General features: G+C 70.5%; 18 protein-coding genes and 2 pseudogenes. 11 read left to right on the forward strand and 9 right to left on the reverse strand.

Features of this window, described 5'->3' with window-relative positions:
• The first annotated feature begins 2 nt into the window (after positions 1-2).
• The 3 genes and pseudogenes from OHA65_RS18465 to OHA65_RS18475 all read left to right on the forward strand — a co-directional run.
• Positions 3-434, forward strand: coding sequence for a hypothetical protein (locus OHA65_RS18465; RefSeq protein ID WP_328763177.1), 432 nt, complete (start codon positions 3-5; stop codon positions 432-434).
• Positions 431-682, forward strand: coding sequence for a hypothetical protein (locus tag OHA65_RS18470; RefSeq protein WP_328763178.1), 252 nt, complete (start codon positions 431-433; stop codon positions 680-682). The genes OHA65_RS18465 and OHA65_RS18470 overlap by 4 nt, the downstream gene beginning before the upstream one ends.
• Positions 639-1235, forward strand: a pseudogene (locus OHA65_RS18475) (DUF234 domain-containing protein); the annotation flags it as partial. The gene OHA65_RS18470 and the pseudogene OHA65_RS18475, both read left to right, overlap by 44 nt.
• Positions 1236-1285: 50 nt before the next feature.
• On the opposite strand, the gene OHA65_RS18480 reads toward OHA65_RS18475, so the two are convergent.
• Positions 1286-1798 (reverse strand): PadR family transcriptional regulator, encoded by a 513-nt coding sequence (locus tag OHA65_RS18480; protein WP_327284192.1) that lies wholly within the window; start codon positions 1796-1798, stop codon positions 1286-1288.
• A gap of 106 nt (positions 1799-1904) precedes the next feature.
• Here OHA65_RS18480 and OHA65_RS18485 point away from each other — a divergent pair, with 106 nt between their 5' ends.
• Positions 1905-2468: a hypothetical protein gene (locus OHA65_RS18485; protein WP_327284193.1), complete on the forward strand. Its 564-nt coding sequence runs from the start codon at positions 1905-1907 to the stop codon at positions 2466-2468.
• A 9-nt stretch (positions 2469-2477) separates the two neighbouring features.
• Complete coding sequence (locus OHA65_RS18490) at positions 2478-2882, forward strand: helix-turn-helix transcriptional regulator (RefSeq protein WP_327284194.1); 405 nt, start codon at positions 2478-2480, stop codon at positions 2880-2882.
• A gap of 7 nt (positions 2883-2889) precedes the next feature.
• Here OHA65_RS18490 and OHA65_RS18495 read toward each other — a convergent pair whose 3' ends face one another.
• Positions 2890-3708, reverse strand: coding sequence for a helix-turn-helix domain-containing protein (locus tag OHA65_RS18495; RefSeq protein WP_328763179.1), 819 nt, complete (start codon positions 3706-3708; stop codon positions 2890-2892).
• On the opposite strand from OHA65_RS18495, the pseudogene OHA65_RS18500 reads away from it, so the two are divergent.
• Together OHA65_RS18500 and OHA65_RS18505 are read left to right on the forward strand one after the other, a co-directional pair.
• Positions 3640-4521: pseudogene (locus tag OHA65_RS18500) on the forward strand (xanthine dehydrogenase family protein molybdopterin-binding subunit); the annotation flags it as partial. The gene OHA65_RS18495 and the pseudogene OHA65_RS18500 sit on opposite strands and share 69 nt — an antisense overlap.
• 80 nt (positions 4522-4601) lie before the next feature.
• Complete coding sequence (locus tag OHA65_RS18505; protein WP_328763180.1) at positions 4602-5048, forward strand: molybdopterin-dependent oxidoreductase; 447 nt, start codon at positions 4602-4604, stop codon at positions 5046-5048.
• 11 nt (positions 5049-5059) lie between these two features.
• Here the strand turns inward: OHA65_RS18505 and OHA65_RS18510 are convergent, their stop codons facing one another.
• From OHA65_RS18510 to OHA65_RS18525, 4 genes are all read right to left on the reverse strand, one after another.
• Positions 5060-5479 carry a TOBE domain-containing protein gene (locus OHA65_RS18510; protein WP_327284199.1) on the reverse strand — a complete coding sequence of 140 codons (420 nt, stop codon included), beginning with the start codon at positions 5477-5479 and terminating at the stop codon, positions 5060-5062.
• A gap of 154 nt (positions 5480-5633) precedes the next feature.
• The gene (locus tag OHA65_RS18515) at positions 5634-5825 is read right to left on the reverse strand and encodes a DUF1059 domain-containing protein (RefSeq protein ID WP_328763181.1); all 192 of its coding nucleotides are present in this window, start codon (positions 5823-5825) and stop codon (positions 5634-5636) included.
• Between the two features lie 61 nt (positions 5826-5886).
• Positions 5887-6126 carry a DUF397 domain-containing protein gene (locus OHA65_RS18520; protein WP_328763182.1) on the reverse strand — a complete coding sequence of 80 codons (240 nt, stop codon included), beginning with the start codon at positions 6124-6126 and terminating at the stop codon, positions 5887-5889.
• On the reverse strand, positions 6126-6983 hold the full coding sequence (locus tag OHA65_RS18525) for a Scr1 family TA system antitoxin-like transcriptional regulator (RefSeq protein WP_328763183.1): 858 nt from the start codon (positions 6981-6983) through the stop codon (positions 6126-6128). The genes OHA65_RS18520 and OHA65_RS18525 overlap by 1 nt, the downstream gene beginning before the upstream one ends.
• Before the next feature lie 355 nt (positions 6984-7338).
• On the opposite strand from OHA65_RS18525, the gene OHA65_RS18530 reads away from it, so the two are divergent.
• Both OHA65_RS18530 and OHA65_RS18535 read left to right on the forward strand, forming a co-directional pair.
• Positions 7339-8574: a hypothetical protein gene (locus OHA65_RS18530; RefSeq protein WP_328763184.1), complete on the forward strand. Its 1236-nt coding sequence runs from the start codon at positions 7339-7341 to the stop codon at positions 8572-8574.
• Positions 8575-8629: 55 nt separating this feature from the next.
• The gene (locus tag OHA65_RS18535; RefSeq protein WP_327284204.1) at positions 8630-9217 is read left to right on the forward strand and encodes a Uma2 family endonuclease; all 588 of its coding nucleotides are present in this window, start codon (positions 8630-8632) and stop codon (positions 9215-9217) included.
• A gap of 43 nt (positions 9218-9260) precedes the next feature.
• Here OHA65_RS18535 and OHA65_RS18540 read toward each other — a convergent pair whose 3' ends face one another.
• Complete coding sequence (locus OHA65_RS18540; RefSeq protein WP_327284205.1) at positions 9261-10079, reverse strand: VOC family protein; 819 nt, start codon at positions 10077-10079, stop codon at positions 9261-9263.
• A 105-nt stretch (positions 10080-10184) separates the two neighbouring features.
• Here OHA65_RS18540 and OHA65_RS18545 point away from each other — a divergent pair, with 105 nt between their 5' ends.
• Both OHA65_RS18545 and OHA65_RS18550 read left to right on the forward strand, forming a co-directional pair.
• The gene (locus tag OHA65_RS18545) at positions 10185-10775 is read left to right on the forward strand and encodes an HhH-GPD-type base excision DNA repair protein (protein ID WP_327284206.1); all 591 of its coding nucleotides are present in this window, start codon (positions 10185-10187) and stop codon (positions 10773-10775) included.
• A gap of 83 nt (positions 10776-10858) precedes the next feature.
• The gene (locus tag OHA65_RS18550) at positions 10859-11335 is read left to right on the forward strand and encodes a cupin domain-containing protein (protein ID WP_327284207.1); all 477 of its coding nucleotides are present in this window, start codon (positions 10859-10861) and stop codon (positions 11333-11335) included.
• On the opposite strand, the gene opcA is transcribed toward OHA65_RS18550, so the two are convergent.
• Together opcA and OHA65_RS18560 are read right to left on the reverse strand one after the other, a co-directional pair.
• On the reverse strand, positions 11284-12216 hold the full coding sequence (gene opcA, locus OHA65_RS18555; protein WP_327284208.1) for a glucose-6-phosphate dehydrogenase assembly protein OpcA: 933 nt from the start codon (positions 12214-12216) through the stop codon (positions 11284-11286). The two genes, OHA65_RS18550 and opcA, sit on opposite strands and share 52 nt — an antisense overlap.
• Positions 12217-12361: 145 nt before the next feature.
• On the reverse strand, positions 12362-13963 hold the full coding sequence (locus tag OHA65_RS18560) for a helicase HerA-like domain-containing protein (RefSeq protein ID WP_327284209.1): 1602 nt from the start codon (positions 13961-13963) through the stop codon (positions 12362-12364).
• Positions 13964-14008 lie beyond the last annotated feature (45 nt).

The raw sequence follows: 14008 nt of genomic DNA on the forward strand, positions 1-14008 counted from the left end.
GCATGACCGACATCGACGTCGCCCTCGACGCGCTCCCTCCAGACACCCTCGTCACATGGAACGGCCAGATCACCCCGATCGGGGAACTGATCATCGCGAGGGTGGCTAAAGATCTGACCGCCATCTGCCAACAAGCCCACGACCCACAGGCCGCGATCGATGCGCTCCGAGAGATCATCCCCGAGCAAATGAGGAAGATCGTCAATGAGCGCCCCATCGACGAGCCCAGCCCGCTGCGCACAGGCCTCGCCGGCTCTCAATGCCTTGAGTGCCGCCCCGACCGCGACCCCCTGACCGGCGACAGGCTCTTCGGCCGACCCGACACCAACGACACGTTCGCCGACCGCCTGCCCTGCACCCGGCAGCACGGCCACAACGAAGACCACCGAGACGCCCTTGCGCGGACCTGGCAGCGGACGGAGCTTTCGGCATGACAGATCAGTCCCTCACGCGCCTTCGCGTCGCATCGCTCCGCCTGTGCCAGGGCGGTGCCTGGCAGGAGTTGGCCATCACGTTGCGCCGCGACGGGGACTCCTTCACGGCCACCTACGACCCGGATCGAGCTTCCCTTGAAGCGGTCGTCTCTCTCGCCCGCATCCGCCTCTCCTTCGAAGGGATCACCCTCTCCGAGGTGATCCGCGGCGGGCGGTATCGCCCACACCACTCTCACCCGAGCCACTGATGTCCTGACCGGGAAACGGGTGGTGGCAGCCGAGCTACCCCTCTCGCTGAGGCCGTCGAAGGAACGCCGCTACCGCGTGGCCGATCCCTACCTCCGGTTCTGGCTCGCGTTTCTGGATCCGCACATGGCGGAGATCGAGCGGATGCGGGGAGACCTCACGCTGAGCCGGATCCAGGAGCAGTGGACGAGTTGGCGGGGGCGTGCGATCGAACCCCTCGTCCGGGAATCCCTCGCCCGCCTCCTACCGGACGGGCTCCTGCCCGCCGCCCCCGCGATCGGCGGGTACTGGACCCGTAGCAATGACGTCGAAATCGACTTGGTCGGCGCCGACCGGCAGCCGGTGGCCAAGGAGCTGATCTTCCTCGGTTCGGTCAAGTGGCTGGAGAACTCTTCGTTCGACAGCCACGACCTGGCAGCGCTGCAGAAGCACCGGGCCGCCATCACCGACGAGCCGGTACCGCTCGTGGCGGTCTCGCGCAACGGGACCACCTGTTCCGGGCTCCAGGCGGCGTACGGACCCGAAGACCTGCTCGGCGTCTGGCGCAAGGCCTGATCAGGGTCCGGACGCCGACCGGGCGCGCGGCGTCGAGGACAGCGGCCGCGTCAGCGGATCTGGGCCGCGGCCCATTGCGCCCATTCGCGGCGCATCGCGTTGAAGCGCAGGCCGTACTCCAGGGCGATCCTGCCGTGGACCGACAGGGTGTCGTCGCCCCAGTCGATGGATGCGTCGAGCCGGCGCAGGTCCTCGTACTCCTGCTCGGACAGCTCCGCCAGCTCGGTGAGGTAGCCCCGCGCCTGCTCGGGAGTGAGCACGCCGAGGAAGAAGACCCTCAGCAGGATGTCGCTACGGGTGTTGCGCTGGGGCTTGGTCTCGGTCAGCCAGTGGCGCAGTTCCGCCAGGCCCTCGTCGGTGAGGGTGTACTCCTTGCGGCCGCGCGGGCCTTCCGCCGAGACGCTGATCATTTGGGCGTCGGCGAGCTTGGACAGCTCTGTGTACATCTGGCTCTGGGTGGCGGGCCAGACGTTGGCCAGCGAGGTTTCGAAGCGCTTGAGCAGGTCGTAACCGCTGGCCGGGCGCTCTGACAGGAGTCCGAGGAGGGCGTGTCGAAGGCTCATGCCCCTCACCTTACATTCCAGTCTTGACATGTCAGTACTGGAACATCTACTTTCGACATGTCAGAACAGGAACGTCAACAGCCAAGCCAAGGCCCGGGGGTCTCCGATGTCGTACGTACGCACCTTCCTTCCGTGGATCGTCTTCGCGGTGCTTCCGTCCGCACAGTGGCAGTGGGGCGCGCTCGCCGGTCTCGTCGCGGCGGTCGCGGTGGCCGCCCAGCAGCGCCTGGCCGGGGCCGGGTACGACGCGCTGATCATCGAGCTCGGCTCGGCGGTCTTCTTCGCGGCCCTGACGGTCGTCGCCTTCACAGACCCGCACTCGGGCGTGCACGACTACTCGGCGGCCCTCTCCTCGGCCACCCTGGCCCTCATCGCCGGGGGTTCGCTGCTCGTCGGCAAGCCGTTCACCCTGGGCATCGCCAAGCGCACCACCCCGCGCGAGGTGTGGGGCCTGCGTCCGTTCGTCCGGAGCAACGTCGTCATCACCGCCGTGTGGACGGCGGCCTTCGCGGTCACCGCCGGCGCGCTCACGGCCCTCGCCCACGCCGGCCACGGCCACTCGACGTCCGCCACGCTCGTCCAGGCCGCCGGGTTCGTCGTCCCGATGCTCTTCACCGTCCGCTACGTCGCCGCCGTCCAGGCCAAGGCCCGGGCCGCCGGGCAGCAGTAGGGTGCGGGCGTGTCGTCGTACTCGATCGGGCAGGCTGCGGGCCTGCTGGGCGTGAGCCCCGAAACCGTCCGCCGCTGGGCTGACGGGGGGCGCCTGCCCGCCCGCCGCACGACCGACGGATCCCGTTCCGTCGACGGGGCGGTACTGGCCGCCTTCGCCAAGGAGCGGGCCGGGGTGCCGCAGCCACAGCCCCCGGCGGGGGACGGCACGGCGACCTCCGTACGGAACTCGTTCATCGGGATCGTCACGGCAGTGCGGCTCGATGAGGTGGCGGCCCAGGTGGAGATCCAGTCGGGCCCTCACCGGGTGGTGTCCGTGGTGACGCGGGAGTCGGTCGAGGAGCTCGGGATCGCGGTCGGGGTGTGCGTCACCGCGCGGGTGAAGTCCACCGAGGTCTACGTCGACCGCCCCTGATGAACCGTTACCCGCAGCGCAGCGCCGCGTACAGGTCCAGCTTGTGCTCCAGCCGGGACAGGTCGCGGCCCGTCAGGGACTCCACGCGCTCGATCCGGTAGTGCACCGTGTTCACGTGCAGGTGCAGGGCCTCCGCCGTGCGCGTCCAGGAGCAGTTGTTGGCGAGGAACACCTCCAGCGTCTCGCGCAGCATCCCGTCCCCGAGCGCCCCGAGCGTCCGTACCGCGTAGACCGACCGGACCTCTTCCGGGACCCCCGCCAACAGGGCCGCCAGGGTGTCCAGTTGTTCCACCGCCCGCACCGGAGCGCTCTCGTCCGTCGCCGTCAGGGCGAAGCGTGCCTGGTGCATCGACGCGCGTAGCCCCTCAGCACCCGGAGCCCGCGCACCCGCGCCGAGCCGGAGGTCCGCGTCCGGGCCGCCGCACGCCTTAAGCAGCGGCCAGACCGAGCGGAGCCGGCCCGGGACGTCGAGCGCCGCGTCCTGGTCCTCGTACAGGACCGCGACCGAGCGGCCCACCGCGTACGGGACGTCCTCCAGGTGGGCCAGCGCCTCGGCCAGGGCGTCGCCGTCCGTCGCCGCGAGCACCCGGTACGGACCTCCCGCCGGGAGCCCGGCCCCGGCCAGCGCCTCCTCCAGCGCCACCGGATCCGCGGCCGGGCCCTCGGCTTCGAGGAGGGCGGCCAGTTCCCGGCCCGCGGCGCGGGCGGCATCGCCGTGGCGCCGCCGCCCGCCGCGGTACTGGGCGAAGACCTCGTGCTGCGCGACGGCACGTACGACATCGCGGTCGGCACCGCCGAGTTCGGCAACGGCACCACCACCGTCCACAAGCAGATCACCGCCGGCGCGCTAAACACCACCGTTGACCGGATCGCGGTCCGCCAGTCGGACACGGACGTGGTCCGCCACGACACCGGCGCGTTCGGCTCGGCCGGCACGGTGGTGGCGGGCAAGGCGGTGCTGCTGGCGGCGGGCTCCCTCGCGGAGCGCCTCCAGACCTTCGCCGCCCGGCACACGGGCGTGGCCCGGCACCTGTGCAAGCTGTCGGCCGAGGCTTTCGACTGCGCGGGCCGGATCGTCACGCTCAAGGAGCTGTACGAGGCCGCGTACGACAAGGGCAAGCTCGACGAGATCGCGGCGGACGGCCACTGGGGCGGCTCCCCGCGCTCGGTCGCCTTCAACGCGCAGTGGTTCCGGCTGGCGGTCGACCCGAACACCGGCGAGATGAAGATCCTGCGCAGTGTGCACGCGGCGGACGCGGGCAAGGTCATGAACCCGATGCAGTGCCGCGGCCAAGTGGAGGGCGGCGTGGCCCAGGCGCTGGGCGCGACGCTGTTCGAGACGGTACGGGTGGACGAGCGCGGGGAGGTGACCACGGCCGCCTTCCGCCGCTACCGGCTCCCGCAGTACGCGGACGTCCCGCGTACGGAGGTGCACTTCATGGAGACCTCGGACGCGATCGGGCCGCTGGGCGCCAAGTCCATGTCCGAGAGTCCCTTCAACCCGGTGGCCCCGGCGTTCGCGAACGCCCTGCGGGACGCGACGGGCGTGCGGTTCACGGAACTGCCGGTGACACGCGACATCGTATGGCGGAAGGTGAACCAGCGCTTGCGGAACCTGCAAGGGCAGAGCGCACGATGAAGCCACATCTGCGGGTTGCATCAACCTATTAACCTTGCAGATGAGGTTCCGGAATGACGGACCTCGGGCATCATCCGCACATGGCCAAACTCATGCTGCACGGAGATCTGGACCACCCGGCGACCCTGAGCGTCGCGGACCTGCGGGACTGGGTACAGCACCGGGCCGAGGTCACGTTCGACTGCGCGACGAACGGGCCGCAGCGCCACGTGTTCGAGGGGGCCCTGCTGCGCGACGTGGTCGCGGACGCCGGACCCTCCTTCGACGCGCGCCGGCGCAAGGACCGCAGCCGCTTCCTGCTGGCGGTCAGCGGCGGGGACGGGCACCACACCGTCGTGTCCTGGGCCGAGCTCGACGCGGACTTCGGGGACAGCCCGATGCTGCTGGCCACCCGCCTCGACGGTGAGGACCTCGACGAGGCGGGCGCACAGCTGGTGGTCCCGTCGGACCGGTGCGGGGCGCGCTACGTCAGCGCCGTCACGCACGTGTGGTTCGGCTCGCTGTCGCCGCCGAACCTCGGGCTCTAGGGGGCCTCGGCTCAGGCGGTCGCGAGCGAGATCTCGGTGGACTTGATCAGCGCGACGACGGACGACCCGGCGGCCAGGCCGAGCGCCTCGACGGCGTCCTTGGTGATGGCGGCGGTCAGCCCGCCGCCGTTCACGTCCACCTTGACGGAGGCCATGGCACCCCCGGTGGCGACGTCGGAGACGGTGCCGGCGAGCTGGTTGCGGATGCTGATGCCGTCGACGGCGCCGGTGGCCAGCGCCACCTCCGTGGCCTTGACGAGCGCCTTGACCGAGGAGCCCTCGGCGAGGCCGAGGTCCTTGACGGCGTCGGTGGTGATGGCGGCGGTGATGTCCTGACCGCCCTCCAGACGGACCTTGACCGTGGCCATGGCCTCGCCCGTGGTGACGGCGGTGACGGTACCGGCGATCTGGTTGCGGATGCTGAGGCTCATGGGGTTGCTCGACCTCTTCGGTAGTGACCTCGCACGGTCCGGGGGAACCGCACAAGATCGACCGTAGACATCCCTGTCCCGGCCCGCGTCCGACCCATCGCATCCGCGACCCGGAACCACTCGTGCGGCTCGCCTCTGCGGTTGTTGTCGTGCGTCAGGCGTGCTGGGGTACCTCCGGCTTCAGCATGCCGCGCAGTGCGTCGCGGAACTCCTGGGTGTCCTCTTCTCCGTGCACGGAGACGCCGTGCTGGACGGCCGCCCCCATGACTTCGTCTTCCTCACCCGTGATGGTCAGGGTGCACCCGATCTCGCTGGGGTACTCCCTGCAGTCCATGACCTTGCGCATGACGCGCCTCCCTTCCACCCCCCACGATCCTCCGCATTCCCCAGGGGCGAAAGCCGGGCCGCTAGGCCTCGCAGGCGTACGAGACGAAACCGGCCCAAGCCTGGGGGGTCAGGGCGAGCTGGGGCCCGTCGAGGACCTTGGAATCCCGGACGCGCACGGCCGTCGGGCTGGCCGCCACCTCGATGCAAGAGTCGCCTTCGGAACCGCCGCTGTAGCTGCTCTTGAACCACGCCACCTCGACGCAGGAGTCGCCTTCACTACCGTCGCTGTAACTGCTCTTGAACCAGGCCAAGTCGCGCATCACGTATCTCCCAGCAAGTGCTCGATAAAAGCCCGGGACTCCCGTGGCGAGAGAGCCTGGGCTCGGATCATTCCATAGCGCAGCTCAAGGATCCGAAGCCGCTTCGCGTCAGAGACCGGACGCCCATTGAAGGCACCTTCGGAGCGCCCCACTGCCGTTCCATCCCCGAACTTCAGCACATCGATCCCGCCGTCCATACCTGCGTGCACCTCGCGGTCAAGCGGCATGACCTGGAACGACACATTGCGCAACTCGCTTACTTCCAGCAGTCGTTCGAGCTGCTGACGCCACACCATTGTGCCTCCGATCGGGCGGCGCAGCGTGCTCTCCTCGTGCACGAAACTGAGGGTGGGTGCCGGAGTGCGATTGAAGATCGACCACCGGGCCTGGCGTGCGGCCACGAACCGCTCCACCTCGTCCACCGAGTAGGCGGGCTGGCGCATCTCGAACATCGCCCGCGCGCAGGCCTCGGTCTGAAGCAAGCCATGCACGTGGTGGATGCTGTAACCCGCGACTTCGACAGCCAGGGCCTCCATCCTGGCCAAGTCCCGGACCTTTTTCGGGTACCGGACCCGCGACAAGTCCTCCCGCATGGCCCGGATCAGGCCGCCGGCCCTCAACGCGTCGTCCACCTTGTCCAAGTACTCCGGCTTGGCGATCCGCTTGCCGCCCTCGACCTTGTAGACCAGGGCCTCGCCGTACTGGATCGCCGCCGCCAGGTCGGCGACCCGTAGTCCCATCGCCTCGCGCCGCGCCCGCATTTGACGGCCGAGTGCCGCGACCACCGCCGCGCCCTGTTCGTCCTCGGGGTCCACGGACCAGCTGTGTTCTTCCGTACCGTCACTGTCCACGCCCATGCGCGCCCACCTCCTCAACGCGCCTTACCCGTCACTCGCGTTGGGACAGTCCCGACAGCTTTGGACAAAGTCGTGGACATGCGTGCGGGCCGCTCGCGCAGGCGGGTCGCGCCCGGGTGCGACCCGGCGCGGCACGACCTTTGTCTTTGAAGGAACCAAGAGAAAGAACCCAGCCCTGCCCCTCCAGCCTCCCCCGAGCGACACTCACTCACACGGGTGAATTGCCCTAACTCAGCTGGGTTTCACGGCAGTTGCCTGGCATATGCTCGCCGCGACAACTCCAGACACAAGGCAGCCCCCGCCGGGACTCGCAATCCCGACGAGGGCCTGACCACGAGAAGGATCGAACTTCCCGGTGGCTTTCCAGCACTCTAACGCGCCCTCGCGCGCCACGTACGGCGTTCAACACGCCAACGTGCGGCAGACCCGCAATTTCACGGTCGTCAGCAACGACCTGATCCGGCACCCGCACCTGTCGATGGCTGCGCGGGCCCTCGGTACGTACATCCAGTCGGTGCCGCGCGGCACCCCGGTCGGCATCAAAGCCCTGGCCAAGCAGCTGCCCCTCGGGGAGAAGGCGATCGGCAAGGCGCTGGGCGAGCTGGAGGCGTACGGGTACCTGCGGCGGCTCCAGGAGAAGCTCCCCGATGGGCGGATCGTCACCCGAACGGTGTTCTGCAACGCCCCGAAGACCGTCACCCGACCGGACCCCATCCCCCGGCCCGACCCGGCGTCTGGGCCCGCCCCGGAGACCGGGCCAGGCCCAGAACCCGAGCCCAAGCCGGGCCCCGAGCCGAAGGCTGGTCCGGGACCAGACGCCGGACCGGGACCCGAGCCCGAGCCGTACCCCGGGCCGGGACCGGAGGCCGGGCCGGATCCGGGACCGGAGGCCGGGCCCGAGCCGGAGCCCGAGCCGTACCCCGGGCCGGGACCCGAGCCGGAGCCGTACCCCGGGCCGGGACCGGAGGCCGAGCCCGCCCCGGGGCCAGACGCCGGACCGGGACCGGAGCTGGGACCCGAGCCGTACCCCGGGCCGGGACCGGAGCCGGAGGCCGCATCGTGTCCGGAGGCCGGGCCCGAGCCGGAGGCTGCACCGGATCCGGGGCCGGGGGCCGGACCTGCGCAGCAAACCCGGACGCCCCCGAGCACCCCGAAACCGCCGGAGGCACTGGGCACCCCGAAACCGCCGGAGGTACCGGCGCCGCGCAACGCCGACAACCCGGCCCGCCGGCAGCTGGCCGAGGAACTGCTGGCCGAGCTGCGCCGGGCCGACCCCCGCCTGCTGCTCGGAGCCCGGGACGTCCAACGCCTCGCGGGCGGCGTCGAGGCCTGGCTGGAACGCGGCGCGACCCATCAAGCGGTGACCAGCGCCCTCACCGCGAACCTCCCGGACCACCCCCGCAACCCGGCGGGCCTGATCGCCCATCGCCTGACGGTCCAGCTCCCGCCCCTCCTGGCACCGCCGCCCCACAGAGACCCCTTCGTCCCGCCGGACCCCTTCCAGACCTGCGAGACATGCGACCGCGCCTTCCGTGCCCCGACCCCCGGCACCTGCAAAGGCTGCCGGACGCACCCCGGAGGGGCGACCTAGCATGAAAGCGATGACTCGGACCTGGGCCACAGGGCACAGACGGGGAGTGAGCTCCATGGCCATCACTCCGGACGACGTTCAGCGGGAAGTCCACTGGTATCCGGCCATGCGGGATGCCGTGCAGTCGCTGGACGACACGGTTCCCGGCAAGTTCGAGATCACCAAGGAAGGCATCGTCCACGACATGCTGGCTCCGTCCAGCCCTCACGAACTCACCTCGCTGCGCCTACGGAAGCGCCTGGAGAAGGTGATGCCGGACGAGCTGGTGGCCCACACCGGGGCCCCGGACGTGGAGGACGAGCTCCAAGGCATTCTGCGGTTGCCGGACATCATGCTGATCGCCGAAGCGGACATGGAGGGCCAGGGTTCCTTCGACCCCCGCACCCTCATCGCGGCCGTCGAGGTCGTCTCCCGCTCCAACCCGGACAACGACTGGGTCGGGAAGATGCGGGACTACCCGCTGCTCGGCATCCCGGTCTATGCCGTCTTCGACCCGCGCACCGGGACGGGCGCCGTCCTGTCGGACATCCACCGGACTCCCGCCGGGCCGCGCTACGCGACGCGCAAGGACTTCGTGTACGGCGAGGACGTCACCATCGGCGAGTGGACCGTGTCCACCGGGGGCCTGCCGCTCTACGCGTAGGAGCGGGGCCGCCGCGTGGGCCGGCCCCGCCCCGGAGGGACGGCTACGCGTCCGACATCTGCGGCATGTCGCCCGTCGTGTTCGACATGTCGATGACGGCGAACGCCGCACCCTGCTGGTCCGTCAGCGCGGCGAACCGGCCGAAGGGGCTGTCCATCGGGCCGAAGTGGAGCGCGCCGCCGTGCTTCTTGGCCTTGGCCACGGCCTCGTCACAGTCCGGGACCGAGAAGTAGACCTGGACGTACGGGGGGATCTCGGGCGGGAACTCGGCGCCCATGCTCATCCGGCCGAGGACCGGGTTCCCCGTGCCGCCGACGCTGTAGATCTTGAAGTCCATGCCGGCCATCTCGGGGTCGTCGCCGGGCTCCATCTTCTGGACGCCGTAAGGGAAGACCTTCGGGAGGAAGTCGTCCGCCTTGGCCGGGTCACGGGTGAAGACCTCCGCCCACGCGTACGCGCCCGGCTCCCCGGTCTTCTCGAAGCCCTTGTGTTCGCCCGGCTGCCAGACGCCGAACACCGCACCGCTCGGTTCCTTCGCGATCAGCATCGTGCCGAAGGTGCCGACCTGCATCGGCTCCATCATCAGCTCGCCGCCGGCCGCCTTGATCTTCTCCGCGGTGGCCGCCGCATCGGGCGAGGCGAGGTACAGGCACCACTGCGACGGGGCCTCGGCGCCCGGCATCGGCGGGACGACGGCCGCCACGGCCTTGCCGTCGGAGTACGCCTGCGTGTAGTTGCCGTACTCGCTGGACGCCTCGCCGAAGGTCCAGCCCAGCACGTCGGAGTAGAAGGCTTTGGCGCCCTCCACGTCCTTGAACATCGCGTCCGCCCAGCACGGAGCGCCTTCCGGGAACTCAGCCATGATCGATCGACTCCTGTGTCGTTTCGTCCATTTTGCGCGGTTCTCACGCTAGGTCCGCGGTGCGGCGACCGCGCGGGGAACGCGGCCACGCGGGACGCTGGAGCCATGGACATCACGATGCGGCTGGCCCAGCAGCCGGAGGCCGACGAGCTCCTCGGCCGCAGCCCGCTCGCCGCCCTCGTCGGCATGCTGCTCGACCAGCAGGTGCCGATGGAGTGGGCGTTCTCCGGGCCGTACACGATCGCCCGGCGGATGGACGCGGACGATCTGGACGCGCACGCCATCGCCGCCGCCGACCCCGAGGCCTTCGCCGCGCTGCTCTCCGAGAAGCCGGCCGTGCACCGCTACCCCGGGTCGATGGCGAAGCGGGTGCAGCAGCTGTGCGCGTACCTGGTGGAGCACTACGACGGGGACGCGGAGGCCGTCTGGCGCGGCGTGCCGACCGGCGACGAGCTGCTGAAGCGGCTCAAGGAGCTGCCCGGGTTCGGCGAGCAGAAGGCCCAGATCTTCCTGGCCCTGCTCGGCAAGCAGCTCGGCGTGCGCCCCAAGGGCTGGCGCGAGGCGGCCGGCGGCTACGGACAGGCCGACGTCTACCGCTCGGCGGCCGACATCACCGGGCCGGAGTCCCTGGCGAAGGTACGGGCGCACAAGCAGGAGATGAAGGCCGCGGCCAAGGCCGCCAAGAGCGGCAAATGAAGCGAACGGCCGGAGATTGACCGGGAATTCCAGGCTCAAATTGGCCCCTGCCACCGGTCACATGACTGCGTAGATTAGTGGTCATGACGAACGAGATCCTGACCCGCGCCGCCACCGCCGAGACCATCACCGACGGCCCCGGTAGCGTCATCACCCTGCTGACCGACACCGCCGAACTCACCTGCAACACCGCCACCTTCGACGAGGGCGCGGCCGGCGCCCCCGTCCACTTCCACACCAAGGCGACCGAGTTCTTCCACGTCACCGCCGGGCGGCTCGACGTTCTGGTCGGCGACGAGGTCAGGACCCTCACCGCCGGCGACTTCCTGTCGGTCCCGGCGGGCGTGAAGCACGCGTTCGCGCCCTCCCCGGGGCACACGGCGAGCGTCTTCGTCGGCTTCACGCCTGGCATGGGGCGCTTCGACTACTACCGGCTCCTCGGCCGGGTCCGCGCGGGCGAGGCCACCGTCCAGGACATCATCGACAGCCAGCCCACGTACGACAACCACTACGCGGAGAGCGACGCCTGGGCCGGCCGCTTGCGCAACGCCGACGCGTAGGTCTCGTCCGCGTCGAGGCGCCGGAGCTCCTCCGCGAGGAGCTCGGCCTTGCTGCGGATCTTCAGGGCCACCTTGCGGTCGGGGCTGCCCGGCAGGACCAGCGTGGCCTGCGCCCCGTCGGGGCGGTCCACCGTGATCGTGCCCGCCGGGCCCTCCAGCCGGACCCGCGTGATCACCGGCCCGTCCGTGCTGATCCGCTCCACCGGCGCTCCCAGCCGGTCCTCCAGCCAGCGGGCCAGCAGCTCGGCGCTCGGGTTGTCGGCCTCGCTCTCCACTGCCCCGCCCGTCACCGGCAGCGGCTTCTGGTCCATCGCGGCGGCCAGCAGCGCCCGCCACGGCGTCAGCCGGGTCCACGCGAGGTCTGTGTCCCCGGGGGCGTACGTGGCACCCCGCTCGTCCAGTACGGCCACCGGGTCGGCGGCGGCCTCGGCGTCCGTGATCCGGCGCTGCGCGAGCGCGCCCAGCGGATCCCGAGCCGGGTCGGCGGGGGCGTCGGCCGGCCACCACGCCACCACCGGCGCGTCGGGCACCAGCAGCGGGAGGACCACCGAACCCGCCTGCTCGGTGAGCGCACCGTGCAGGCGCAGCAGCACGATCTCCCCGCTCCCGGCGTCCGAACCGACCCGCAGCTCGGCGTCCAGGCGGGTCTGGCGGAGCTTGTGGGGCCCGCGCGAGGTGCGCTTGATCACCGCGATGATGCGGCACGGGTGTTCGCGCGAGGCCTCCGAGGCCGCGCGGACGGCGTCGTACGCGTTCTCCTCGTCGGTGGCGATGACGAGCGTCAGGACGAGGCCCATGGTGGGGCTGCCGATGGCCCGTCGGGCGGCGAGCAACGCCCGGTCGATCTTGCTGGACGTGGTGTCGGTGAGTTCGGTCCGCATGGGGCGAAGTCTGTCAGCGTCGAAGCCGCCGGCGGCACCCCGGCCGCCGATCCGGTTGACGAATGCGTCACCTGCGCCGCGCCGCGGCCACCTGGGGAACTCCCCGGCAGCCTGCGCAAGTTCCCCGTCACCGGCGGAGCCGGGATCATCTGCGCCGCTTCGCCGTGCCGAAGATCGAGCGGGAGATCTCCCGGCCCAGCTGGGTCCCGACCGAGCGGGCCAGCGAGCGGAACAGCCCGCTCCCCACCACCTGCTCGGCCAGCGAAGGCTCCGGCTTCGGTGCGCTGCGCGCCTTCGCGGCTTCCTTGGCCTGGTCCTTGGCCTGGTCCTTGGCCTGTTTCTCGGCCGCCGCGCCGGCCGCGGCCGCTTCCGCCGCCGCCTCGGCCGCAGCCTGCTCGGCACTGATCTTCTCGTAGGCCGACTCGCGGTCGACGGCCTCCGCGTACCGCGAGTGGAGGGGCGAGGACTTCACCGCCGAGTCCAGGACCGCCGGCTCGATCGGGCCCATCAACGACTGCGGGGCGCGCAGCCGGGTCGCCGCGACCGGGGTCGGGGCGCCCTTCTCGCTGAGTACGGTGACCACCGCCTCACCCGTCCCGAGCCCGGTCAGGAGCTCCTCCAGGTCGTAGGCGGAGTTGGGGAAGGTCCGCACGGTGGCCTTCAGCGCCTTGGCGTCGTCCGGGGTGAAGGCGCGCAGCGCGTGCTGCACCCGGTTGCCGAGCTGCGCGAGCACGTCCGACGGCACGTCCTTGGGGGTCTGCGTCACGAAGAAGATGCCGACGCCCTTCGAGCGGATCAGCCGCACGGTCTGCGTGATGGACTCCAGGAAGGCCTTGGAAGCGCCGCTGAACAACAGGTGGGCCTCGTCGAAGAAGAAGACGAGTTTGGGCTTCTCCAGGTCGCCGACTTCCGGCAGGTCGGTGTAGAGGTCGGCCAGCAGCCACATCAGGAAGGTGGAGAAGAGCTGCGGCTTGTCCTGGACCGCCGGGAGTTCCAGTACGGAGACCAGTCCGCGCCCGTCGGCGGCCGTCCGCAGGAATTCGCTCGTGTCGAATTCCGGCTCGCCGAAGAGCTCCGTGGCGCCCTGCTGCTCGAAGGCGGTCAGGGCGCGCAGGATCACCCCGGCCGTCACCGTGGAGAGCCCGCCGATGCCCTTGAGCTCGGCTTTCCCCTGGTCGGAGACGAGGAAGGCGACGACCGCCCGCAGGTCCTTGAGGTCGATCAGCTCCAGTCCCTTGGTGTCGGCGTAGTGGAAGATCAGGCCGAGCGACTGCTCCTGGGTCTGGTTGAGCTGGAGCACCTTCGACATCAGTACCGGGCCGAAACCCGTCACCGTCGCCCGGAGCGGAATGCCGGGGCCGATACCGCCCAGCGCATAGAACTCGCTGGGGAATCCGGTGCCTTCCCAGTGCTGGGCGACTTCCTTCACGCGTTCCGCGACCTTCTCGTTGGCCGCGCCGGGCGCGGAGATCCCCGAGACGTCCCCCTTGATGTCGGCGAGGAACACCGGGACGCCGGACGCCGACAGCTGCTCGGCGATGAGTTGGAGGGTCTTCGTCTTGCCGGTGCCCGTGGCGCCCGCGACCAGCCCGTGGCGGTTCAGCATCGACAGCGGGATGCGGATCTGCCGCTCCGGGAGGCACGCGCCGTCCCAGAGCAGGGCCCCCAGTTCGAGCGCGGGTCCGGTGAAGGCATATCCGGCGCCGATCTGGGCAGCCGGTGACGCCGGGTCGGTGCTCTCGCTCATACATCACTCCCGAAATAGCCCTGTCTGCCACTTTTGCACCGGCAT

Origin of the sequence: Streptomyces sp. NBC_00045 (genome assembly GCF_045041095.1) — a bacterium.
GTDB lineage: Bacteria > Actinomycetota > Actinomycetes > Streptomycetales > Streptomycetaceae > Streptomyces.